The following is a 22,468-nucleotide window of genomic DNA, read 5'->3' on the forward strand; positions in this document are numbered from 1 at the left end:
GATCCCGGGTTCCGGTGGGGCCCGTTCCGTGTCAGCCCACAGCGGATGGACGCGGGCCGGGCTTGCCAGGTACCGCCCGGGATGGGAGAGGATGGCAGGAACCGTACGAAGGGAAATACACGGTGAGCATCGACCCGTCCTCGATTCCGAATTTCGGGGGACAGCCCCAACCGCAGGGTGAAGGACCGGCGGGCCCCGTCGTCCCCGACCAGGATCTGGTCAAGCAGCTCCTGGAACAGATGGAGCTGAAGTACGTCGTCGACGACGAGGGTGACCTCGCGGCGCCGTGGGAGGAGTTCCGCACCTACTTCATGTTCCGCGGCGAGGAGGACCAGCAGGTCTTCTCGGTGCGGACGTTCTACGACCGGCCGCACCCCATCGAGGACAAGTCCAAGATCCTCGACGCGATCGACGACTGGAACCGCCGCACGCTGTGGCCCAAGGTCTACAGCCACATCCACGAGGAGGGCGACGGCCCGCCCACCGTGCGGCTCATCGGCGAGGCCCAGATGCTGATCGGCATGGGGGTCAGCCTGGAGCACTTCGTGTCGTCGACGGTGAGCTGGGTGCGCGCCTCGATCGAGTTCGACAAGTGGCTCGTGGAGCAGTTCGGCCTGGAGCCCGGGGATGAGAAGCCCGAGGACGTCTGAGCCGCGCTTCCCGCCCCGCCATTGACGAACCGATGAGCCCGGCCCGCGTTGGGGGCCGGGCTCATCAGTGTCCGGGGCCACGAGCTCGGCCCCGTTGCCCGTGGTGTGTCGTGGTGTGCGGGGCGGGCCAGGGGGTACGCCTGGGCGTGGAGCTGCCGAGGGCGCTCTTTACGCGATCATCGGACCAGGGAGGGGGCGGCCCTCCGGTGACCTATCAACCACCGGGCAACCTCGGTTACCCGTCGAGGCGTCAGGCTTCCACGGCGTACGTGACGAAGCTCGCCCAGGCGCCGGGTGCGAGCGTCAGGTGGGGGCCCTCGACGGTCTTGGAGTCGCGGACGTGCACGGTGCCGGGGGTGGTGGCGATCTCGATGCAGGACTCGCCGTCGTTGCCGCCGCTGTAGCTGCTCTTGAACCACGCCAGCCCTGAGGCGTCCCCGGCAGTGGTTTTGCCGATCATTTTTCTCCCAGCAGTTGCTCGATGAGGGCCAGCGACTCCCCTGGTGAGAGCGCCTGAGCCCGGATGGTGCCATACCGCAGCTCAAGGATGCGCAGGTGTTTGGGTTCGGAGATCAGTCGGCCGCTGAACGCGCCGTCGGAGCGCCCCACAGCCGTACCGTCCGCGAACTTCAGCATCTCGATCCTGCCGTCCATGCCGGAGTGGGTCGTGCAGTTCGTCGGCATCACCTGAAGTACGACGTTGTGCAATCGAGCTGCTTACAGGAGACGCGCGAGCTGTTGACGCCAGACCATTGTGCCCCCGATGGGACGCCGCAGTGCCCCCTCTTCCAGGACGAAGCTGAGCGCTGGAGCCGGGTCGCGTTCGAAGATCGACTGTCGGGCGAGACGAGCCGCCACCATGCGTTCCACATCGCTCGGCGAGTACGGCGGCTGCGCTGCGCCGATCACTGCTCGCGCGTGCTCCGGTGTCTGCAACAACCCGGCGATGATGTTGCACTCGTACAGGCCGATCTCGACGGCCCTGGCCTCCAGCAAGCCCAACTCCCGAACCTTCTTCGGGTACCGGACCTTCTTCACGTCCTCCCACGTCGCCGCGATGAGCCCATCCGCCCCCAGTACCTCGTCGGCCGCGTTCAGGAAGTCCTGGCGAGGGATCCGCTTGCCGCCCTCGATTTTGTAGACCATGTCCTCGCCGTGGCCGACCGCCTTTCCGAACTCCCCGGCACGCATCCCCGCCGCCTCTCGCCGGAGCTTCAACTGCCGCCCCACCGTGGTGATGACGGCCACGCCCCACTCGTCGTCCGGGTCCACCTCCCACCCCGGCTCGTCCGCCTCGTCCCTCGGTTGCGCCGCCTCGCCATCCATCGACATCCGTACTCCTCCGTCCTGCCGCGCCGTCCCTCGGCGCCCTGCGCCCTACCCGTAAGAACCGCGCGGACAGCCAGGACAGCACCGGACAAGAGCCGGACAGTGACCGTACGCAAGCGCTCCGTCACTCCTCAGGGTAGGCCGATTCGGCCACGCTGAGTGATGTGATTCATGGAAAAGCCGAGAGCTCGGCTCAACTCGACCAGCCCGTGCCCGCCTTCAGCGTGCTGCTTTCCTCCACGCGCCGGGGTGCCCGCCTCGCCCGTCTGCTCGCGGAGAGTCAACTCCGGGACTGGGGGCTCCCGTCGGACCCCGGGCGGCTGCTCGTGGCCGAGCTGGCGGCCAACGCCGCGAGCCATGGCCGGGTGGCCGGGCGGGACTTCCGGCTCACGTTGCGACTTGCCGGGGACGTTCTCCGTATCGAGGTCGCTGACACGCGCCGGGAACGCCTGCCCGTACTCCAAAGGCCCCCTGTGGACGCCGAGTCGGGGCGTGGCCTGCTGCTGGTGGACGCGCTGGCCGACCGGTGGGGAGTCACCGAGGGCCTGTTTCCGCGCAAGACCGTGTGGGCGGAGGTGTGCTGTACGCGACCGGAACCCGTTCCGTCGGGTTCCGGTGACGCAGGTGCTCTTTCCCAAGGAACGTGAGGAGAAAGAAACCCACCAAGCCCCACCCCACCCGCCCGTCGCTCACACTCACTCGGGCGGGTGAACATCCCTGGCTGGGCTGGATTTCGTGTCCCCCGACTGCCTTACGCTCTGCCAGAGATACACACCACCGCCGGACATACGTCGGCCCCCGGCCGGGACTAGCGATCCCGATCGAGGGCCTGACCAACAAGGAAGAGCCACTTCCTGATGGATAGTCGAAACACTAGCGTGCCCTCGCACGCGCCGTCAGCCGTTGCCGACGACCAACGCCACGCACGGGCTAATCCGCGTCCCCGTGTTCGGCCCCCGGCCGCCCCGGTGGCTCATCCCGCCGGAGTCGAGCACGACAACTCCCGCCACACCACCCACTTCACGGTGATCGGCAACCACCTCGCCCAGCATCGAGAGCTCTCGCTGCTCGCCATGGGCCTCGGTCTGCACATCCAGTCGCTGCCCGCAGGCGCCCGCGTGGACATCAAGACCCTGACCGGGCGTTTCGCGGAGGGCTCCACCCGTATCGCCGCCGGGTTACGGGAACTTGAGGCGCACGGCTATCTGCGCCGGGTCCGTGAACGTACCCCTGGCGGCCGGATCGTCACCCGTACGATCTCCTGCAACCAGCCGGCGGCGGCCCGGCACCGTACGGCCAACGCGCCCGTACGCACCACCAGGCCAGGCCCCGTCCCTCCGGCGCACGAGGCGGGCCCCGAGCGCACGCGGCCCGAGCACACGCGGTCGGCGCCGCCCCGGAAGAAGCGGGCCCTGCCCGCCGTGCCCCAGCCCGGCTTCTCTTCCCCGGAGCTCCTCCGCGCGGCCACGGAGGTCCTGGCCGGCCTGCGCGCCCTCGACCCCCGGCTGCTCCTCTCCGCCTGCGACACGGCCCACCTGGCCCCGGGGGTCGCCGCCTGGCTGGAGCGTGACGTGCCGCCCGCCGCCGTGTGCCACGCCCTGGCCGCCGACCTGCCGCCCGAGGGGCCACGCCGCCCGGCCGCCCTGGTGGCGTACCGCCTGATCGCCCAGATTCCACCCCCGCCCCCCGTTCCGCCCACCGGCGGCCCCGGAACCCGTCCGGCACCCCTCCAGAACTGCGACCGCTGCGACCGCGCCTTCCGTGGCCCGGAACCGGGGCGGTGCGGAGAGTGCCGCCCGGCCGGCCTCGGCGCTCCCACCCGCTCATGAACAGGACCTTCACACCCATGTTGGCGACAACCTGCCCCAACCGTCCCGGACGACTACCCTGGCCCGTGCGCTCCCAGGAGGACACGATGAGCATCCAGGCCGACCACGGACACGAGCTGGCCCCCCGCCCCGAGCAGACGCCCGACGCATTGCGTGCCGCCCTCGCCGTCGTCGCCCCCGGCCGCCTGGCCGAGATGCAGCGGACGAAGGACGATGCCTTCGCCAAGGCCGTCGAGTGGCAGTCGCTCAGCCCGGTGCGGAGCTGGGTCCTGGCCTGGGCCAGGGACATCGAGATCGCCCGCCGTCCCGACCTGTCCGCTCGCCATACCCGCGCGAGCGGCGACCTGGAGCACGAGGATCCGGACGTCGCCCGGGAGGCGCTGCGGGAGCTGACCGCGGTCCTGGACGAGGCGATGACGGCAGTACGCGGTTGAGCTGGGCCTGGGAGTACGCCTTCGGGGCAGAAGAAGCGGCCCGCACCGCACCGCGCTCCTTCCTGGCCGGAGTGGAGGAGAAGGCGGATGAACTGGTCAGGGCGGCGGAGGCGCTGTACGTGCATGGCCGAAGCCATGAGGGAGACAATCCGAAAGGCGGGAATCTCCCCGTTCCCGGTGGCATGTTCACGTACCAGATTGTCGTGCGCAGCGAACATGTCTACATCGTCCAGATCACCTACCTGGGATTCTGACCGGCGGTTGCCACCGGCCGGATCTAATGGCTTTCAGCAGCTCCGAACCAGGCGGCTCGGCGACCACTTTACGTAGGGATCCCCCAGGTTTCGACACCACGATTCCGGTTCACGGAAACTTCCCACGGGTCCGGCCGACTACGAGTCCACCCGTGCGTCATGATTCGAAATGGCCTGTTGCTTTCGATGCCCGTACGACATTCGATCGCGGTGTTGGCGTGCGGTGCTAGCGTTGCTTCGTTCGGGCCCGAACAGAGGGAGGCGGCTGTGGCAAGACCATGGGAAGCAGATCCGGAGACGACATTCCTGCGGCGGATCGGAAAGTCACCGCAGGAGTTGGGAGTCACCTCGGACACCCCTGACTGCCCCGACATGTGGGAGCTGGAGAACGGTGATGTCGCCGTCATCGGGCGGGACTTGTCGGATTCTCTCGGTGCGAAGCTGCCTGCCGGGGTGTCGATCGGTCCCGATGAGCGACTCGTGGTGATTCCCAGGAGCATGCTCGTCGCTGCGAAGCGGGACATTCCCCATGTTTGATTCATTTTCCCAGGGAATGTCGACCCGCCTGGACCGCCCCCACTACCACGAGGAGTACTACCGCACCCTCAAGAGCGGAATCGGGCACCTCAACAAGCTGGAGCGCGGCCAGAATTTCAAGGAGCGCGGTTTTTCGAGCTGGGAGGCATTCGCGGCCGGACGCTGGGACGAGGCGCTTTCGCTCATCGAGGAGAAGCGCGACGCCTATATCCGGCAGGTCGGGGAGGTGGACCGGCTCGGAGTGCTTCAGCGCCGCCTCCGCGTGGTGGAATTCCCGGTGACGCCCTACGTGCAGTGGGAACTGCATGTGCTGCGGCTGCGCGTCGAGGTGGGGGACCGGATCCGGCTGCTCGACGCCAGGACGATCGCGGACATCGAGAAGCACCGCGAGGTCCCCGAGGTGGTGATCCTCGGCGACGTCGCCATGTTCGAGGTGCAGTACGACCACGACGGAAACGCGGCGGGGGCCCGTCACTACACCGACGCGGAGCTGATCGCGGAGACCTCGGCCGGTTTCGACCAGCTCTACGCACGGGGTGAGGAGTACGCCGACTTCTTCGACCGCGAGATCGCCCCGCTCCCGCCGCCGGTCGCCACTCCCTGAGTCGGGGCCCGGCTCAGGCCGTTCACCATGCGGTCAGGACGACAGGCGTCGCAGGCGGCTGACGGCCTCTTCGAGGACATCGGGGCGTTTGCAGAACGCGAAGCGTACGAAGGGCGCGCCTTCCTTCTGGTGGTCGTAGAAGACCGCGTTCGGGACCGCGACCACTCCGCACCGTTCCGGGAGCGCGCGGCAGAACGCGAAGCCGTCGGTTTCGCCGAGGGGGCGGATGTCCGTCGTGACGAAGTAGGTGCCCGCCGGGCGGTAGACCTCGAAGCCGGCCGCTTTCAGGCCCGTGCAGAGCAGGTCGCGCTTGGTGCGCAGGTCGGTGCGCAGGTCGTCGAAGTAGCTCTGGGGGAGGCGTAGGGCTTCCGCGATCGCGTACTGGAAGGGGCCTGAGCTGACGTACGTCAGGAACTGCTTCGCCGAACGCACCGCCGTGATCAGCGTGGGCGGGCCCGTCACCCAGCCCACTTTCCAGCCGGTGAACGAGAAGGTCTTGCCTCCGCTGCTGATCGTCAGGGTGCGCTCCCGCATCCCGGGGAGTGTGGCGATCGGCAGGTGTTCGCCTTCGAAGACCAGGTGTTCGTAGACCTCGTCGGTGATGACCAGCAGATCGCGTTCCACGGCGAGTTCGGCGACGGCGGTCAGTTCGGCGGGGCTGAGGACGGTGCCCGTGGGGTTGTGCGGGGTGTTGAGGAGGAGGATGCGGGTGCGGTCGGTGATCGCGTCGCGCAGTTCGTCGAGGTCCAGGTGGTACGCGCCGTCGTGGGGGCGCAGGGTGACCGGGACGCGGGTGGCGCCCGCCATGCCGATGCAGGCGGCGTACGAGTCGTAGTACGGCTCCAGCGCGATCACCTCGTCGCCCGGGCCGGCCAGGGCGAGCAGGGCGGCGGCGATGGCTTCCGTGGCGCCGGCGGTGACCAGGACCTCGGTGTCGGGGTCGTACGTCAGGCCGTACCGCAGCCGCTGGTGGTCGGCGACCGCGGTGCGCAGTTCGGGGACTCCGGGGCCCGGCGGGTACTGGTTGCCGCGGCCGTCGCGCAGCGCCCGTACCGCGGCCTCTCTGATGGCCTCGGGGCCGTCGGTGTCGGGGAAGCCCTGGCCGAGGTTGATCGCCCCGGTGCGGGCGGCCAGGGCCGACATCTCCGCGAAGATCGTTGTGCCGCCGAGCCATTCTTTGGTCATGGCGGCCATCCTGCGCCGAACCTCTGGACTTGCTCAAGTCGGCTTTGGGCGGTGAGCGCCTGGGGGACAACCGATGCACGCACGTCAGTGCGAGGCCGGTCGCCCTGGGGGTGCGGCCTCGCTTCGGGGGAACAGTCGGGGGAAAGTAAGGACGGTGAGGCCCATGCTCGGCGTGGGAGTGGTGGTGGTTCTGGTCGCGGTCGCGTTCGTCGGGGTCGTGTCGAGTGTGCGCGGCGGCAGGGACAGGCGGCGGGGGCAGGCTCGTAGCGCGGCGAAGGCGCGGAGCGCGGCGCGGAACCGTCGTACGGGGAGGTCCTCGGCTTCGCCGTCGCTGTCTAAGAAGGGCGCGAAGGGTTCGAACGGCGCGAAGGGCTCGAAGGGTTCGAAGGGTTCGAAGCGCCGCTCGTCCGAGGGGAGTTGGTGGGCCGGGGGCGACGGCGGCGGGTCGACCTCGTGCGGCACCGGCGGCGGGCACTCGTCGTGCGGGGGCGGCGGCAACTCGTCCTGCGGCGGAGGCGGGTCCTCCTGCGGCGGTGGCGGTGGCGGGGGCGGGGGATGCGGCGGAGGTAGCTGACACGGGGCAGCTAATCGGCCGCTGAACCGTAGGGAAAGACAGGTCCCGCGGAGGGTTCGCCTCCGCGGGACCTTATGGGTTGAACAGTTGAACCCCTGGGCCCCCTAGGGGATGGAAACCCCGTCAAGTTGGGTAAAAACGCTGTGAGCGTCGCGTACTTCGTGATTCCCTCCCTCTTGAGAGCTTCCAGCCCTCGGACCTGATATGGCGCCGAGCGGGCGATCTCCTCCACGAGTTCCGTAGCTCTCCGTCCGGGACATCCCCGGTCCACCCGTCAAGCGTGTTTGCGGAGCCGACCCATGCTCACCACCCTCAATACCGCCTACACCGACACCCGCGCGGCCGATCTGGCCTGGGAGTTGGGCCGGGAGCCGGTTCCCGCCCTGGCCGTCCTGGATCTCGATCTCGCCGGTGCCGGGCTCCAGTTGAGGCTGCTCGGCGCCTCCCACCAAGTGATTCTCGAGGAGCGGGGCGGTGCGTGCTCCGAGACCGTCGCCTGTATGCCGGGCAGCAGCACACCGCTGCCGCTCGGTGTGTCCAAGCGCCTCGGGGAATGGGAGTACGAATTCGCCGCGCGCGTCGAGACCCTGTCGCGCAATTCGTTCGCCGGCCGCGCGCAGGAACTGCTCGCCCTGGTCTCCGATCACCCGAACGGCCTAGCGGGGACGTTCCCCGGGGCCCCCAACGCCTTCACCGCGATGCTGGCGCAGCGCGACGAGAGCCATGTCCGGTGGCGCACCTGGCACGCGTACCCCCAGGAGGGGCGCCTGGTGGTAACCCGGACACGGATCAGGGTCCGTATGCCTGCGGTACGGGAAATTCAGCCGTGTGGGTGACAAACCGCAATGAATTCGTGACGTAGCGTTACGGGCATGATCGAGCAGTCCGTGTCCTCGCCGCCCCAGGGTGAGACACGGCTGCCCGTGCGCGCGGGGGCGGGGCGGTTCATGATCCTCGCCGTCGTCTTCGTCTGCGCCGCGTGCGGACTGGTGTACGAGCTGGAGCTGGTCGCGCTCGCCTCGTATCTGATCGGGGACTCCGTCACCCAGGCGTCCGTCGTCCTCTCGGTGATGGTCTTCGCGATGGGCGTCGGCTCGCTCCTCGCGAAGCGGCTGCGCTGCCGGGCGGCCTTCGGCTTCGGGCTGCTGGAGGCGGCGCTGGCGCTGCTGGGCGGCTGTTCGGCGCTCGTGCTGTACATGAGCTTCGTGTGGGTGGGCGAGTCGCGGTACGCGCTGGTGGGCTTCTCGCTGGCCATCGGCGTGCTCATCGGCGCCGAGATCCCGCTGCTGATGACGCTCATCCAGCGGTTCTCCCGGCAGGACGCCGAGGGGACGGTCGCGGATCTGTTCGCCGCGGACTACGTGGGCGCGCTCGTCGGCGGGCTCGCCTTCCCGTTCCTGCTGCTGCCCTGGCTCGGACAGCTCACGGGCGCGCTGGTCACGGGCGCGGTCAACGCGGTGGCGGGCGCCGCGCTCGTCCTGTGGCTCTTCGGGCGCGATCTGACGCGGCGGTCGCGCCGGCTGCTGCTGGCGGTCAACGTGCTGGTGCTCGCCGTGCTGGCCACGGCGGCCGTCGAGGTCGACGACTTCGAACGGGCGGCGCGGCGCGCGCTCTACGGTGACGGGGTGCGGGTCGCCCTGCACACCGACATCCAGGAAGTGGTGCTCACGGGAGAGGGGGAGGGAGACGGGGAGGGCGCGGGAGGGGACGGTGAGGGTGAGCCGCTGGAGCTGTATCTGGACGGGCGGCTGCGGGTCAGCGGGCGCGACGAGTTCCGCTACCACGAGGCGCTGGTGCACCCCGCGATGCGCGGGCCCCACGCGCGCGTGCTGATCCTCGGCGGGGGCGACGGACTGGCCGCGCGCGAGGTCCTGCGCTACCAGGACGTGCACACGGTCACCCTGGTCGAGCTGGACCCGGGCGTCGTCCGGCTCGCGCGTACGGACCCGGCGCTGGCGGAGCTGAACGGGCACGCGTACGAGGACCCGCGGCTGCGGGAGGTATCGGCGGACGCGTTCACCTGGCTGCGGGGGGCGGAGCGGGCCGGGGCCGGCGGGTACGACGTGATCATCTCGGACCTGCCCAACCCCGGCATCACCGCCAGTACGAAGCTCTACTCCGAGGAGTTCTACGGGCTGGCCTCGCGCGTCCTCGCGAAGGGCGGGCGGCTGGCGGTGCACGCCGGGTCGCCCGCGACCGACCCGCGTATGTACTGGACGGTGGACGCGACGCTGCGCGCCGCCGGGTTCGGTACGACGCCCTACCGCGCCACGGGAGGCCCCTCCGGCTTTGCCGCGGGGCCCGACCGGGTGAAGGACGGCAGACCGGAGGTGAGCGACTGGGGGTTCGCGCTGGCGGGGCTGGGCGCGCGGCCCGCGCTCGGGCTGGCGGAGGACGCGCCGAGGCTGCGGTCGCCGACACCGGCGCTGCTGGCGGCGGGTCGGCGGGGCGTGGAGCGTACGCGGGTGGCGGGGCTGCCGCCGTCGACTCTGGTGCATCCCCGGTACGGCGGGTAGTGAGGGAGGGGAAGGGGAGGGGAGGGGAGGGGAGGGAGAGGGGAAGAGTGGCTGGGGGAGCGCGTGGGGGATGGTGTGGGGAAGGGGTGGGTGTTGTGGTGTGGGGGCGTTGTGCGTGGTGTGGGGCAAAGGGGCTGCCTCGGCGGCGACCTCTGAGTAGGCTCGGCTTCCATGGAGCATGAGGTGTTCGTTCCGGTTTCGGCAGAGACCCTTCGGCAGACGCTGCGGGACCCCGCTCGGGTCGCGCGGTGCGTTCCAGGGCTTCAGCAGGACGCCGACGCGTCGGCCGGGCCGCTCTCCGGGCGGCTCAAGGTTCGTATCGGCGGCCACACGATCACCTACCGCGGCGCGCTGACGCTCGCCGAACGGGACGGGCGGTTCGAGGCCGAGGCGGTGGGCACGGAGGTCCGGGGCACCGGCTCCGCCAAGCTCACGCTCACGATCGGGCTGACGGACGCCCCCGGCGGTACGACCGTCACGTTCACCGGCGGTGCGCGCGCGGACGGCCGGCTGGCCGATCTGGACGCCGGGACGGTGACGGCGGCGGGGCAGCGGCTGCTGGACCGGTTCGTCGCGATGCTGGGGGACGAGTCGGCTTCGGCTTCGGAGGAGCCCGCTCCCGGTGAGGGCCCCGACCCGGGTGCCGTACCGGACCCGGGTGCCGGCTCGGACCCCGGTGCCGGCGCGGACGCCGCATCGGACTCGGGTGCCGGTTCGGACCCGGACGCCGACCCGGACGCGGCATCGACCCCGGATGCCGATGACGCCGCCTCCGTCTTCGATGTCGAGGTGGAGCCGCCCTCGCTCGACGGTGCGACGACCTCCGGCGAGGGTGACTTCCGTATCCCCGACGTCCCCTTCGAGGAGCCGCCCGCCGAGGCCGCGCACGCCAGGCGGACGATGATCGGGCGCAGCGCCGAGGAGGTCGACCACGCGCCGCCGCGCGGCCGGTACGCGCCGGTGCCCGCGCCCGACGCCGCGGAGGGTGGTGGCGCGCTCCGCTGGATCGCGCCCGCGGCCGCACTCGCGCTCGCCTCCGCCGTGGTGGTCGGCCGCGCGCTGCGGCGGCGCAAGTAGTGTCGGCGTGTGAGTAGCAGCGAAGAGAGCATCCGACTGGCGGCGGGCGACGCCGAGTTGACCATCACTCCGGCGAACGGCTGCCGGATCAGCAGTCTGCGCATCGGCGGGACGGAACTGCTGCGCCAAGGGGAGCGGTACGGCTGCTTCCCGATGGTGCCGTGGTGCGGCCGGATCGAGCACGGACAGTTCCGCAACGGCGGGGTGATTCACCAGATGCCCCTGAACTCCCCGCCGCACGCCATCCACGGCACCGGCAGGGACACGGCCTGGCGTACCGCGCGGGTGGGCGAGAGCGAGGCGGCGTTCACCTACGACCTGGCCGAGCCGTGGCCGTACAGCGGGCTGGTGACGCAGGTCGTGGAACTGGCCCCGGACTCGCTGACCCTCCGGCTCGGGGTGGAGACGTACGAGACGTCCTTCCCCGCGCAGGCGGGCTGGCACCCGTGGTTCCTCCGCACCCTCGGAGACGGGGACAGGGACGGGGACGGGGACGGCGGACCGGGTGACGGTACGGCGGCGGAGGGCGGCGGCGTGAAGCTCGACTTCGCCGCCGACTGGCAGGAGGAGCGCGGCCAGGACCACCTCCCCACCGGCCACCGGATCCCGCCCCGCCCCGGCCCCTGGGACGACTGCTTCGGGATGCCGGACGGGGTCGCCGCCACGCTGACCTGGCCCGGTCAGCTCGAACTCAAGGTCACGAGCCCCGCCGAGTGGGCCGTGATCTACGACGAGCAGGCCGAGGCGGTCTGCGTCGAGCCGCAGTCAGGACCGCCGAACGGGCTGAATTCCGCGCCCCGGCTGGTCACCCCCCTGGAGCCGCTGGAGATCGTCACCACCTGGCAGTGGCGACGCCTCTGAGGACCGGGCGGAGGACGGCTTAAGCTCATGGGCATGACTGACGTACGGGCTGAGCTGCTCCAACTGATCAAGGACAAGGCCGTGGTCCACGGCAAGGTGACCCTCTCCTCGGGGATCGAGGCCGACTGGTACATCGACCTGCGCCGGATCACGCTGGACGGTCACGCCGCACCGCTGGTCGGTCAGGTCATGCTGGACGCCACCGCCGAGCTGGACTTCGACTGTGTGGGCGGGCTGACGCTGGGCGCCGACCCGGTGGCGACGTCGATGCTGCACGCCTCCGCCGCGCGCGGGCAGCGGCTCGACGCCTTCGTCGTCCGCAAGGCGCAGAAGGCGCACGGCCTCCAGCGCCGTATCGAGGGCACGGACGTCAAGGGCCGGCGCTGCCTGGTGGTCGAGGACACCTCGACCACCGGCGGCTCCCCGCTGACGGCCGTCGAGGCGGTACGGGAGGCGGGCGGCGAGGTCGTCGCCGTCGCCGTCATCGTGGAGCGCGGCGCGGCCCCGGCCGTCGCGGCGGCCGGGCTGCCCTACCTCAACGTCTACGCACTCGACGAGCTGGGGCTCTGACCTGGCGTTTTCCGCCGACTCCGGGGGCTGTCGGCGGGGCTGCCGGGCGTTTCACGTGAAACGGCCGGCGGAGGCCCGTGCCGTACTCACCGCGGTACTCACCGTGGACCTCACGGCAGAGTCTGGAAAGATGGGGCCGACGACGATGTCGCCCCCAGGTCAGGGACAAGCACCTCACACCCGCACATCACAAGGAGCGGCCCGATGCCCATCGCAACCCCCGAGGTCTACGCCGAGATGCTGGACCGGGCGAAGGCAGGCAAGTTCGCCTACCCGGCCATCAATGTGACCTCGTCCCAGACCCTGCACGCCGCGCTGCGCGGCTTCGCGGAGGCCGAGAGCGACGGCATCATCCAGATGTCGACCGGTGGCGCTGAGTTCCTGGGCGGCCAGTACAACAAGGACATGGTGACCGGTGCGGTCGCCCTCGCCGAGTTCGCGCACATCGTCGCCGCCAAGTACGACATCACCGTCGCGCTCCACACCGACCACTGCCCCAAGGACAAGCTCGACGCCTATGTCCGTCCGCTGCTCGACGTCTCCGCCGAGCGCGTGAAGGCCGGTCGTAACCCGCTCTTCCAGTCGCACATGTGGGACGGTTCCGCCGAGACGCTGGCGGACAACCTGGCCATCGGTGAGGAACTGCTCGCCCAGGCCGCCGCCGCCAAGATCATCCTTGAGGTCGAGATCACCCCGACCGGCGGCGAGGAGGACGGCGTCACCCACGAGATCAACGACGAGCTGTACACCACCGTCGACGACGCGCTGCGTACGGCCGAGGCCCTGGGCCTGGGCGAGAAGGGCCGCTACCTGCTGGCCGCGTCCTTCGGCAATGTCCACGGCGTCTACAAGCCGGGCAACGTCGTGCTCCGTCCCGAGCTGCTCAAGGACCTCCAGGACGGCGTCGGCGCCAAGTACGGCAAGGCCGCGGGCAGCCAGCCGTTCGACTTCGTCTTCCACGGCGGTTCCGGCTCCACGGCCGAGGAGATCGCCACGGCGCTGGAGAACGGCGTCGTGAAGATGAACCTCGACACCGACACGCAGTACGCCTTCACGCGGCCGGTCGCGGACCACGTGCTGCGCAACTACGACGGCGTGCTGAAGGTCGACGGCGAGGTCGGCTCGAAGAAGACGTACGACCCGCGCACCTGGGGCAAGCTGGCCGAGGCCGGCATGGCCAAGCGCGTCACCGAGGCGTGCGCCGCGCTGCGCTCCACGGGCACCAAGCTCAAGTAGTGCGCTCCACGGGCACCAAGCTCACGTAGCCCGGTCGAGACGTAGGTACGCGTCGGGTGTACGCGTCGGGCCCGGCACCGTTCTCGCGGTGCCGGGCCCGACGCGTACCTACGGAATACGAAACAGTCGCCGCCGCCGGGTCGCCTTCCGGGGGCGGTGCGGGGATGATCCCCGTATGGACATCAGGCTGTCCTCGACCCGGGGACGCTGGGTCGTTCTGACGACGGTGCTCGGTTCGAGCATGGCTCTGCTCGACTCCACCGTCGTCAATGTCGCGCTGCCGCACATCGGGGACTCGCTCAACGCGGACCTCGCGGCACTCCAGTGGACCGTCAACGCCTACATGGTCACGCTGGCCGGGCTGATCCTGCTCGGTGGCTCGCTCGGCGACCGGTACGGGCGGCGGCGCGTCTTCGTCATCGGGGTGGTGTGGTTCGCGCTCGGGTCGCTGCTGTGCGGGATCGCGCCGAACGTGGCCATCCTGATCACGGCGCGCGCCCTCCAGGGCGTGGGCGGCGCGCTGCTCGTACCCGGCTCGCTCGCGATCATCCAGGCGAGCTTCCACCCGGACGACCGGGCGCGGGCCGTCGGCCTGTGGTCGGGGCTCGGCGGCGTGGGGGCGGCGATCGGGCCGTTCCTGGGCGGCTGGCTGGTGGACGGGCCCGGCTGGCGCTGGGTGTTCCTGATCAATGTGCCGCTGGCCGCCGTGTGTGTACCGGTGGCGCTGCGCCACGTACCGGAGACCCGTGACCCGGCGGCGCACGGGAAGTTCGACGTGCTGGGCGCGGTGCTCGGCGCGGCGGCGCTGGCGCTGGTCACGTACGCGCTCATCGCCAGGACGGTCTGGCCGGGGGTGGCGGGGGTGCTGGTCGCGGCGGCCTTCGTACGGGCCGAGCGGCGCAGGCCCGAGCCGATGCTGCCGCTGTCGATCTTCCGGTCCCGGCTGTTCGCCTCGGTGAACGTGGTGACGCTGTGCGTGTACGCGGCGTTCGGCGGCTTCTTCTTCCTCGCCGCGCTCCAGCTCCAGGTCGTCTCCGGGTACTCGGCGCTGCGCGCGGGCGCGGCCCTGCTGCCGACGACGGTGCTGATGCTGCTGCTCTCCGCGCGCTCCGGCGCCCTGGCGCAGCGGATCGGGCCCCGGCTGCCGCTCACGGTGGGGCCGCTGCTGTGCGCCGCGGGCATGGGGCTGATGCTGCGCGTGGGACCGCACGCCGACTATCTGACGGATGTGCTGCCGGCCCTGGTGGTGCTGGGGATGGGCATGGTGACGCTGGTCGCGCCCCTGACGTCGACGGTTCTCGCCTCGGTCGACATCGCGCGGGCCGGGCTGGCCAGCGGCATCAACAACGCGGCGGCCCGCGCGGCTGGCCTGGTCGCGGTGGCCGCGCTGCCGCTGCTGGCGGGCATGGGGCCGGAGGTGTACCGCTCGGCGACGCAGTTCGACGCCTCGTTCCGGCGGGCGATGCCGATGCTCGCGGGGGTGCTGGTGGTGGGCGCGCTGATCGCCTGGGCGACGGTACGGTCGCCGGGGCGCGAGGCGGCCGGGCGGCCGGAGCCCGAGTGCCGGGTCAACTGCGGGCTGACCCCGCCGGTGGAGACGGACCGGCCCGGGGAGCGGGGCGGGGTGGGCTGAGCGGAACCGGCTGAGCGGGACGAGCTCATGGGGGGCGGCCTCGATGGGGATGGGCCGAAGGGCCCGGTTCCGGTGGCCGGGGGCCGGGTGCGGCAAGGCAGACTGTAGGCATGGGTATCCACGAAAACCTTCTGGGGGGACCGCCCCCCACCGAACTGCCCGACGATCCCGAGCCGCGTGAGCTGCTCGCGAACGGCACGCCGCCCGCCGACGTCGCCGCGAAGTACCCGACGTCGTCGCTGGCCTGGGCGCAGCTCGCCGACGGTGCGTACGAGAACGGGCGCGTCGTCGAGTCGTACGCGTACGCCAGGACCGGCTACCACCGCGGGCTCGACGCCCTGCGGCGCAGCGGCTGGAAGGGCCACGGCCCGGTGCCGTGGGAGCACGAGCCGAACCGCGGCTTCCTGCGCGCCCTGCACGCGCTCGCGCGCGCCGCGCAGTCGATCGGCGAGGAGGCGGAGTACGAGCGCTGCGCGTCGTTCCTGCGCGACTCCTCACCGCTCGCCGCGGACACCCTCGGCTGAAGCCGCGGGCACCCTCGGCTGAAAACGTACGGGGTCCGGCCGCTTTCTGGAGCGGGTCGGAGGCTCCCGGACTGAGTCGGAGCAGGTCGTGGTGCGTATCTCAGGGTGTCTCAGGGTGCTGGTCTCACCCTGATGGTGCCTTTTGAGCCACCTCGTGTCCTGAACCCCGCGATGAGTGTCTTGTGAAGGAACCCTTCGAAGGCCCCGCCCGTCTCTCAGGGCGTGGCCTTCGCATAGGTGAGCGAATGTCGCTACCGGTATCAACTGCGACCGGGTTCGATCAGGGAGACATTCGTTTTGGGCAAGCGCGCCGCCATCCGTCCGGGACGCCGTAGGACGTCCGCCTCCGGTGGCGGTGACGGTGGGGGCATGGGCCGTTACGGTCGCGTGCGCCGGCCGATCCGCCCGCTGGTGGCGGCGGGGATCGCCCTCGCCGTCGTGATCATCGGTGCCGTCGCCGTCGCCTCCCGGCCGGGCCCCGAGGCGGAGGCGGACGCGCAGGGGGACGGCGCCAGGAGCGGCGCCTCGCGAGCGGCGGCCTCCCCGGCGACCGGGACGGAAGCGGAACCGGAACCGGGGACGACGCGGAGCCCCGAGGAACCGAAGACGAAGCCCACACCGAAGCCCACGCCGAAACCCACGACCTCGGCCGACGTCCCGGTCTCCGGCCCCGGCACCTTCACCACCGCCCAGTCGCAGGGCGACCCCGTCGGCTCAGGACCGCCGCGCCGCTACAGCGTGCAGGTCGAGAACGGGGTCGACGTCTCCGCCGCGGACGCCGCCGGCGAGATCGAGAAGATCCTCGCCCACCCGCAGGGCTGGGCCGCGCACGGCCGGGGCAGTTTCCAGCTCGTCTCCTCGGGCGCCGACTTCGTCATCCGTATCGCCACCCCGGCCACCGCCGACAAGCTCTGCCTCGCCCAGGGGCTGAACACGCGCGGCGAGCTGAACTGCGAGACCGTCGACGGTGTCGTGGTCAATCTGCGCCGCTGGGTGCTGGGCTCGCCGCAATTCGACGGGGAGCCGTCCGAGTACCGGCATCTCATCATCAACCACGAGGTCGGCCATGAGATCGGCCTCCGGCAGCACCTCGGCTGCGGCGGGCCCGGCAAGCTCGCCCCCGTGATGATGCAGCAGATCAAGGGGCTCGACGGCTGCCGTTCCAACGCCTGGCCGTACGACAAGGACGGAACGTACGTCGACGGCCCCGGCCTCTGACAGTGAGAGCCCCGGCCTCTGCCAGAGCGAGAGCCCCGGCCTCCGAAAGAGAGGTCCGGAGCCTCGGAGAGCGGAGCAAGCGGGGCGGCACGGCGGCCGGGGCCCGGATTATGATGCCGGGAGGGGACCGGAGCTCCGTAGCCACAGACGGAAAGGGGCGGACCGCTACCCGGCACATGTCGAGGAGACAGAGATGTCGTACACCCCCGATGTCCCCGGAGCCGGTTCGGACGCCCCGAATCTGGACTTCGCCGGGACGACCCCGTACGAGGACTACGTCCAGGCGGACGTCCTCACCCACTTGCAGCATCCGCGCTCCGACGACCCCGGCGAGATGGTCTTCCTCGTCACCACCCAGGTCATGGAGTTGTGGTTCACCGTCATCGTCCACGAGTGGGAGACGGCCTCCCGCGCGCTGCGCGAGGACCGTCCCCAGGTCGCGATCGACGCGCTCCGGCGCTCCGCGCGCGAACTGGAGGCGCTCAACGCCTCCTGGCAGCCGCTCGCCCGCCTGACACCCGCGCAGTTCAACGCGTACCGGAGCGCGCTCGGCGAGGGCTCCGGCTTCCAGTCAGCGATGTACCGGCGCATGGAGTTCCTGCTCGGCGAGAAGTCCGCGTCGATGCTCGTCCCGCACCGGGGCGCGCCGCGCGTCCACGCCGAGCTGGAGAAGGCGCTCCAGGAGCCGAGCCTGTACGACGAGGTGCTGCGGCTGCTCGCCCGGCGCGGGCTGCCGGTGCCGGACGCGGTGCTCGGCCGCGATCTCGCACGGCGGTACGAGCCGGTGCCCGAGGTCGAGGAGGCGTGGACCGGAATCTACGGGGATCCGGACGGGAACCCCGAACTCGTCCTCCTGGGTGAGGCGTTGACCGACGTCGCCGAGCTGGTGTGGCGCTGGCGCAACGACCACCTGGTGGCGACCCGGCGCGCGATGGGCTCCAAGACCGGTACGGGCGGCTCCGCGGGCGTCGCCTGGCTGGAGAAGCGGGCCGCCAAGAACGTGTTCCCCGAGCTGTGGACGGCGCGCAGCCATGTCTGAGCCCTTGCCCTTGCCCTCGCCCTTGCCCTTGCAGGTGTCCGACCCGGCCGGACTGGTGGCGCGGGCCGCCGCGCTCGACGGCGCCGATGAACTCGCCCCGCTGCGCGACCTGTTCGCCCTCAACGAGGGATCCGTCTATCTCGACGGGAACTCGCTGGGCGCGCTGCCCCGCCATGTCCCTGAGCGCGTACGGGAGGTGATGACCCGTCAGTGGGGCGAGCTGGGTATCCGCTCCTGGACCGAGGAGGGTTGGTGGACCGCGCCCGAGAGGACAGGCGACCGGATCGCCCCGCTCGTCGGCGCAGGACCCGGGCAGATCGTGGTCGGGGACTCGACCAGTGTGAATGTCTTCAAGGCGGTGGTGGCCGCCGTACGCCTCGCCGACCAGGACCGTACGACCGACCAGGACCGTACGACCGATGAGGGCCGTACGACTGACGAGGACCGTACGCCCGGTCGGGACGCCCGTACGGACGTGCTGGTCGACGCCACGACCTTCCCCACGGACGGCTACATCGCGCGGTCCGCCGCCCGGATGACCGGCAGGCGAATCGTTCCTCTCGACCCGGCGGAGCTGCCCGCCGCGCTGGGTCCGCGCACCGCCGCCGTACTCGTCAATCATGTCGACTTCCGTACGGGCCGCCTCCACGACCTTCCCGGGATCACCGCCGCCGTGCACGCGGCCGGGGCGCTCGCCGTCTGGGACCTGTGCCACAGCGCGGGCGCGCTGCCGGTCGGCCTGGACGCGCACGGAGTGGACCTCGCGGTGGGCTGCACGTACAAGTACCTGAACGGCGGGCCCGGTTCGCCCGCCTTCCTCTATGTCGCCGAGCGCCATCAGGCCCGCTTCGACTCCCCGCTGCCGGGGTGGAACGGGCACGCGGACCCGTTCGCGATGGCCCCCGGCTTCGCGGCGGCGGACGGTGCGGTACGCGGCCGGGTCGGCACCCCCGACATCCTCTCCATGCTGGCGCTGGACGCCGCGCTCGATGTCTGGACGGACGTGCGGATGACGGACGTACGGGCGAAGAGCCTGGCCCTGACCGATTTCTTCCTGGAGTGCGTGGCGGCGTACGCCCCACCGGGCCGGGTGAGTTCGCTGACCCCCGCCGCGCACGCCGAGCGCGGCAGCCAGGTCGCCCTGCGGTGTGCGCAGGCGCCCGCGGTGATGGCGGAGCTGATCGCCCGCGGGGTGGTCGGGGACCTGCGCAGGCCGGACGTGCTGCGCTTCGGGTTCACCCCGCTGTACGTGGGCTTCGCGGACGCGGAGCGGGCGGCGCGGGTGCTCGGCGAGGTGCTGGCCGAGGTGCCGGGGGAGGCGGAGCCCGGTCGGCGGTGACAGGGGTGCCCGTGGGGCTGATAGCGTCCCCGCTGATCAGGTCAATTCGGCCCCCGTACCGAAAGGTTGGAGCAAGATGCCGGACCCCGCCGCGCACGACGCCGTCGCTCGTGACGCCGCAGAGACCGAATCGGTCCTCGCCCGTCCGGTCGTCCGGCCCGATGCCACCGCCGCGTACGGCGAACACCCTGATCAGGTGATCGACTTCTACGCTCCCCGGGGCAATCAGGAGCGCGTGCCGCTCGTCGTCGTCCTGCACGGCGGCGCGTGGCGCGCGCCGTACGACCGGTGGCACCTCACGCCGTTCGCGGACTTCCTGGCCCGGCGCGGCTTCGCCGTCGCCAACGTCGAGTACCGGCGCGGCCCCGGCTCTCCCGACGGCGGCGGCGACCCGGTGGCGGGGCGCTGGCCCGAGACGTTCGACGACGTGGCCGCCGCCCTGGACGCCCTGCCCGTCCTCGCCGCCGCCGCGCTGCCGCAGGCCGACGTACGGCGCACGGTGGTGACGGGGCACTCCGCAGGCGGCCACCTCGCGCTCTGGGCGGCGGCCCGCCATGTGCTGCCCGAGGGCTCGCCCTGGCGGCTGCCGCAGCCGCCGCCGCTGCGCGGGGTCGTCGCGCTGGCGCCGATCGCGGACCTCGCACGCGCCGTCGAGCTGGCGGTGTGCGGCGGGGCGGTGCTCCAACTCCTCGGCGGTGAGGCGGAGTTCAAGCAGCGCAGGGAGAGCGCGGACCCGGCCGCGCTGCTGCCGACGGGGATCGCGACGGCGGTGGTGCAGGGGCGTACGGACCTCACCGTGCCGTACGAGGTCTCCGAGGCGTTCGTGGAGGCGGCGGGCCTGGCGGGCGAGCTGGTCGGGCTGACGCTGCTGGAGGACGTCGGGCACTTCCCGCTCGTGGACCCGTCGGCGGACGCGTGCGCGGTGGTGGCGGAGGAGATCGCCCAGCTCGCGTGGTGAGCGTCCGGCTCGCGTGGTGAGCACGCAATAGTGCACAAGAGGTCCCGTGGTCACCCTCGTAGTACCTGGGACGGAGGGCGAAGGATCCGCTTCGCTGGTGACGCCCGGGCCCGGTCCGTCCCCCTACCGTGGAAAAGTGACCGAAACCGAATCCGAATCCGCGAAGCCCCAGGACAACGAGATCCGCATGGCCCAGGGCGCCTACAGCGGCCTCCGCCAGGACCTCTTCGACAGCGTTCTCGACTACCGCCCGCTACAGCCCATGCGGCTGGACGGCCGCTTCACCCGCCGGCTGCCCGAGCGGATACGCGAGTTCGCGGGGTGGGCCCCGCACGCCTCCATCATCGCCGTGGCGCTGATGATGTTCACCGTCTCCATCGACGGCGGTGGCGCCGGTGTGCTCGGACTCCTTTCGGTGTTCCCCCTCCTGCTGACCCTGGTCAGGCCCGTCCTCGCCTGGTGGGCCGCGCTGGGGGTCAGTCTGGTCACCAATGTCCTCAGCAATCACGACTGGCCCTGGACGCCCACCTCCTTCGTCGGCTACCTCCTCGTGATCACGGTGGTGGCCCTCCGCACCACCCCGCGCACCGCCGCCTGGATGTGGGCGCTGACCGCCGCGTACGCCGCGTTCTCCGAGGTCTTCTTCGACCGCGGGTACAGCTACGGCGGCTCCACCTCCGCCATGATGCTCTTCACCTCCGCGCTCGTCCTGCTGGCCGTGAGCATGTTCCAGGTCCGTCGCAAGGCGGACGAGGAGGTCGCCGCGCAGCAGAGCGTCACCGCCGTCGAGCGGGGCCGGCGCACGCTGCTGGAGGAGCGCACCACCATCGCCCGCGAGCTGCACGACGTGGTCGCCCACCACATGTCGGTGGTCGCCATCCAGGCCGAGGCCGCCCCGTACCGGGTGGAGAACCCGCCGCCCGAGCTGGAGCAGGCGTTCCTCACCATCCGGGAGAACGCCGTCGCCGCCCTGACCGAGCTGCGCCGCATCCTCGGTGTCGTACGGGCGGACGACTACGAGGCGCCCGACGCCCCGCAGCCCACCCTCGCCGAACTCGACGGCCTGATCGACAACGTCCGGGACGCCGGGCTCACCGTGGAGAAGACGATCACCGGCGCGGTACGGGAGCTGCCGCAGGGCGTGGAACTGTCGGCGTACCGCATCGTCCAGGAGGCGCTGAGCAACGCGCTGCGCCACGCGCCCGGGTCGACCGCGCGCGTCGAGGTCGCGTACGTACTCGGCGGCCTGGGCCTGCGCATCGTCAACACGCCGCCGCGCGGCCTGGTCAAGCCGTCGCCGGGGGCGGGGCACGGGGTCACGGGCATGCGGGAGCGTGTCACGATGCTGAACGGCGAGATGACCGCGGACCTCACGGAGGACGGCGGCTACGAGGTCGCGGCCTTCATTCCGGTGGCCGCCGTGCGGGACGGGGACGCGTCATGACCACCAGGGTGCTGATCGTCGACGACCAGGTGATGGTCCGCGAGGGCTTCTCGGTGCTGCTGAACGCGATGCCGGACATCGAGGTGATCGGCGAGGCGGTGAACGGCCGCGAGGCGGTCCGGCAGGTCGCGGCGCTCCACCCCGACGTCGTCCTGATGGACATCCGGATGCCCGAGATGAACGGCATCGAGGCGACCCGCGAGATCGTCGCGGCCGACGCCGCGGCGAAGGTGCTGGTCCTGACCACGTTCGACCTGGACGAGTACGTCTACCAGGCGCTGCGCGCCGGCGCCTCCGGCTTCCTCCTGAAGGACGCCTCGGCACGGCAGCTCGCGGACGGCGTACGGGTGGTGGCCTCCGGCGAGGCCCTGCTGGCCCCGACGGTCACCCGCCGCCTGATCACGGAGTTCTCCAAACTCTCGGACGCACCGCGCGGCCCGGCGATGGCCCGGATAGGGGATCTCACGGAGCGCGAGACGGAGGTCCTGGTGCTGATCGCACAGGGCCTGTCGAACGCGGAGATCGCCGAGCACCTGGTGGTCGCGGAGTCCACGATCAAGACGCACGTGAGCCGGATCCTGGTGAAGCTGGGGCTGCGCGACCGGACACAGGCGGCGGTGTTCGCGTACGAGGCGCGGCTGGTGACGCCGGGGTGAG

24 protein-coding genes and 1 pseudogene are annotated in these 22,468 nt (G+C 71.2%); 21 read left to right on the forward strand and 4 right to left on the reverse strand.

All coding sequences use genetic code 11. The annotated features are described in order from the left end of the window. Positions 1 to 122 precede the first annotated feature (122 nt). Positions 123 to 650, forward strand: coding sequence for a YbjN domain-containing protein (locus ACIO3P_RS13765; RefSeq protein WP_329824203.1), 528 nt, complete (start codon positions 123 to 125; stop codon positions 648 to 650). Between the two features lie 250 nt (positions 651 to 900). On the opposite strand, the gene ACIO3P_RS13770 is transcribed toward ACIO3P_RS13765, so the two are convergent. Continuing rightward, on the reverse strand, positions 901 to 1,110 hold the full coding sequence (locus ACIO3P_RS13770; protein WP_401849330.1) for a DUF397 domain-containing protein: 210 nt from the start codon (positions 1,108 to 1,110) through the stop codon (positions 901 to 903). Further along, a pseudogene (locus tag ACIO3P_RS13775) lies at positions 1,107 to 1,982 on the reverse strand (helix-turn-helix domain-containing protein). Before ACIO3P_RS13775 ends, ACIO3P_RS13770 begins: the two are co-directional and overlap by 4 nt. A 161-nt stretch (positions 1,983 to 2,143) precedes the next feature. Between ACIO3P_RS13775 and ACIO3P_RS13780 the strand changes: the two are divergent. The 6 genes from ACIO3P_RS13780 (at position 2,144) to ACIO3P_RS13805 (ending at position 5,637) form a co-directional block, all read left to right on the forward strand. After that, the gene (locus tag ACIO3P_RS13780; protein WP_329824199.1) at positions 2,144 to 2,626 is read left to right on the forward strand and encodes an ATP-binding protein; all 483 of its coding nucleotides are present in this window, start codon (positions 2,144 to 2,146) and stop codon (positions 2,624 to 2,626) included. A gap of 321 nt (positions 2,627 to 2,947) precedes the next feature. Then, positions 2,948 to 3,808, forward strand: a complete 861-nt coding sequence (locus tag ACIO3P_RS13785) for a helix-turn-helix domain-containing protein (protein WP_401849332.1) — start codon at positions 2,948 to 2,950, stop codon at positions 3,806 to 3,808. Between the two features lie 86 nt (positions 3,809 to 3,894). After that, on the forward strand, positions 3,895 to 4,242 hold the full coding sequence (locus ACIO3P_RS13790) for a hypothetical protein (RefSeq protein WP_329824197.1): 348 nt from the start codon (positions 3,895 to 3,897) through the stop codon (positions 4,240 to 4,242). Then, on the forward strand, positions 4,239 to 4,496 hold the full coding sequence (locus ACIO3P_RS13795; RefSeq protein ID WP_329824196.1) for a hypothetical protein: 258 nt from the start codon (positions 4,239 to 4,241) through the stop codon (positions 4,494 to 4,496). Before ACIO3P_RS13790 ends, ACIO3P_RS13795 begins: the two co-directional genes overlap by 4 nt. Positions 4,497 to 4,763: 267 nt before the next feature. Continuing rightward, positions 4,764 to 5,033, forward strand: coding sequence for a hypothetical protein (locus ACIO3P_RS13800; protein WP_401792023.1), 270 nt, complete (start codon positions 4,764 to 4,766; stop codon positions 5,031 to 5,033). Continuing rightward, on the forward strand, positions 5,026 to 5,637 hold the full coding sequence (locus ACIO3P_RS13805; protein ID WP_401849335.1) for a DUF6879 family protein: 612 nt from the start codon (positions 5,026 to 5,028) through the stop codon (positions 5,635 to 5,637). Before ACIO3P_RS13800 ends, ACIO3P_RS13805 begins: the two co-directional genes overlap by 8 nt. Positions 5,638 to 5,670: 33 nt before the next feature. Here the strand turns inward: ACIO3P_RS13805 and ACIO3P_RS13810 are convergent, their stop codons facing one another. Together ACIO3P_RS13810 and ACIO3P_RS13815 are read right to left on the reverse strand one after the other, a co-directional pair. After that, positions 5,671 to 6,822, reverse strand: coding sequence for a pyridoxal phosphate-dependent aminotransferase (locus ACIO3P_RS13810; protein WP_329824193.1), 1,152 nt, complete (start codon positions 6,820 to 6,822; stop codon positions 5,671 to 5,673). Between the two features lie 84 nt (positions 6,823 to 6,906). Then, a complete protein-coding gene (locus tag ACIO3P_RS13815) occupies positions 6,907 to 7,320 on the reverse strand; it encodes a hypothetical protein (RefSeq protein ID WP_401849337.1) in 414 nt (137 codons plus the stop codon). Positions 7,321 to 7,695: 375 nt separating this feature from the next. On the opposite strand from ACIO3P_RS13815, the gene ACIO3P_RS13820 reads away from it, so the two are divergent. From ACIO3P_RS13820 to ACIO3P_RS13885, 14 genes are all read left to right on the forward strand, one after another. Then, positions 7,696 to 8,232 (forward strand): DUF2617 family protein, encoded by a 537-nt coding sequence (locus ACIO3P_RS13820; protein ID WP_329824191.1) that lies wholly within the window; start codon positions 7,696 to 7,698, stop codon positions 8,230 to 8,232. 36 nt (positions 8,233 to 8,268) lie between these two features. Then, positions 8,269 to 9,912: a polyamine aminopropyltransferase gene (locus ACIO3P_RS13825; protein WP_401849339.1), complete on the forward strand. Its 1,644-nt coding sequence runs from the start codon at positions 8,269 to 8,271 to the stop codon at positions 9,910 to 9,912. A gap of 171 nt (positions 9,913 to 10,083) precedes the next feature. After that, a complete protein-coding gene (locus ACIO3P_RS13830) occupies positions 10,084 to 10,989 on the forward strand; it encodes an SRPBCC family protein (RefSeq protein WP_329824189.1) in 906 nt (301 codons plus the stop codon). 9 nt (positions 10,990 to 10,998) lie between these two features. After that, the gene (locus tag ACIO3P_RS13835; RefSeq protein ID WP_401849340.1) at positions 10,999 to 11,850 is read left to right on the forward strand and encodes an aldose 1-epimerase; all 852 of its coding nucleotides are present in this window, start codon (positions 10,999 to 11,001) and stop codon (positions 11,848 to 11,850) included. A 33-nt stretch (positions 11,851 to 11,883) separates the two neighbouring features. Continuing rightward, positions 11,884 to 12,420: an orotate phosphoribosyltransferase gene (pyrE, locus tag ACIO3P_RS13840; RefSeq protein WP_329824187.1), complete on the forward strand. Its 537-nt coding sequence runs from the start codon at positions 11,884 to 11,886 to the stop codon at positions 12,418 to 12,420. A 204-nt stretch (positions 12,421 to 12,624) separates the two neighbouring features. Continuing rightward, positions 12,625 to 13,656 (forward strand): class II fructose-bisphosphate aldolase, encoded by a 1,032-nt coding sequence (gene fbaA, locus ACIO3P_RS13845; RefSeq protein WP_329824186.1) that lies wholly within the window; start codon positions 12,625 to 12,627, stop codon positions 13,654 to 13,656. Between the two features lie 175 nt (positions 13,657 to 13,831). Continuing rightward, a complete protein-coding gene (locus ACIO3P_RS13850) occupies positions 13,832 to 15,289 on the forward strand; it encodes an MFS transporter (protein WP_401849341.1) in 1,458 nt (485 codons plus the stop codon). A gap of 110 nt (positions 15,290 to 15,399) precedes the next feature. Continuing rightward, positions 15,400 to 15,813 carry a DUF3151 domain-containing protein gene (locus ACIO3P_RS13855; RefSeq protein WP_329824184.1) on the forward strand — a complete coding sequence of 138 codons (414 nt, stop codon included), beginning with the start codon at positions 15,400 to 15,402 and terminating at the stop codon, positions 15,811 to 15,813. A gap of 369 nt (positions 15,814 to 16,182) precedes the next feature. After that, positions 16,183 to 17,031, forward strand: coding sequence for a DUF3152 domain-containing protein (locus ACIO3P_RS13860; RefSeq protein WP_401849343.1), 849 nt, complete (start codon positions 16,183 to 16,185; stop codon positions 17,029 to 17,031). A gap of 193 nt (positions 17,032 to 17,224) precedes the next feature. Continuing rightward, on the forward strand, positions 17,225 to 18,070 hold the full coding sequence (locus tag ACIO3P_RS13865; protein ID WP_329824182.1) for a tryptophan 2,3-dioxygenase family protein: 846 nt from the start codon (positions 17,225 to 17,227) through the stop codon (positions 18,068 to 18,070). Then, entirely contained in the window at positions 18,063 to 19,409 is a 1,347-nt protein-coding gene (gene kynU / locus ACIO3P_RS13870; protein ID WP_401849345.1) for a kynureninase, read from the forward strand. Before ACIO3P_RS13865 ends, kynU begins: the two co-directional genes overlap by 8 nt. Positions 19,410 to 19,485: 76 nt before the next feature. Continuing rightward, on the forward strand, positions 19,486 to 20,367 hold the full coding sequence (locus ACIO3P_RS13875; RefSeq protein WP_401849347.1) for an alpha/beta hydrolase family protein: 882 nt from the start codon (positions 19,486 to 19,488) through the stop codon (positions 20,365 to 20,367). A gap of 136 nt (positions 20,368 to 20,503) precedes the next feature. Next, entirely contained in the window at positions 20,504 to 21,811 is a 1,308-nt protein-coding gene (locus ACIO3P_RS13880) for a sensor histidine kinase (protein ID WP_401849348.1), read from the forward strand. Then, on the forward strand, positions 21,808 to 22,467 hold the full coding sequence (locus tag ACIO3P_RS13885) for a response regulator transcription factor (RefSeq protein ID WP_329824179.1): 660 nt from the start codon (positions 21,808 to 21,810) through the stop codon (positions 22,465 to 22,467). The genes ACIO3P_RS13880 and ACIO3P_RS13885 overlap by 4 nt, the downstream gene beginning before the upstream one ends. Position 22,468: the final 1 nt, after the last annotated feature.

Origin of the sequence: Streptomyces sp. NPDC087310, assembly GCF_044744405.1 — a bacterium.
GTDB lineage: Bacteria > Actinomycetota > Actinomycetes > Streptomycetales > Streptomycetaceae > Streptomyces.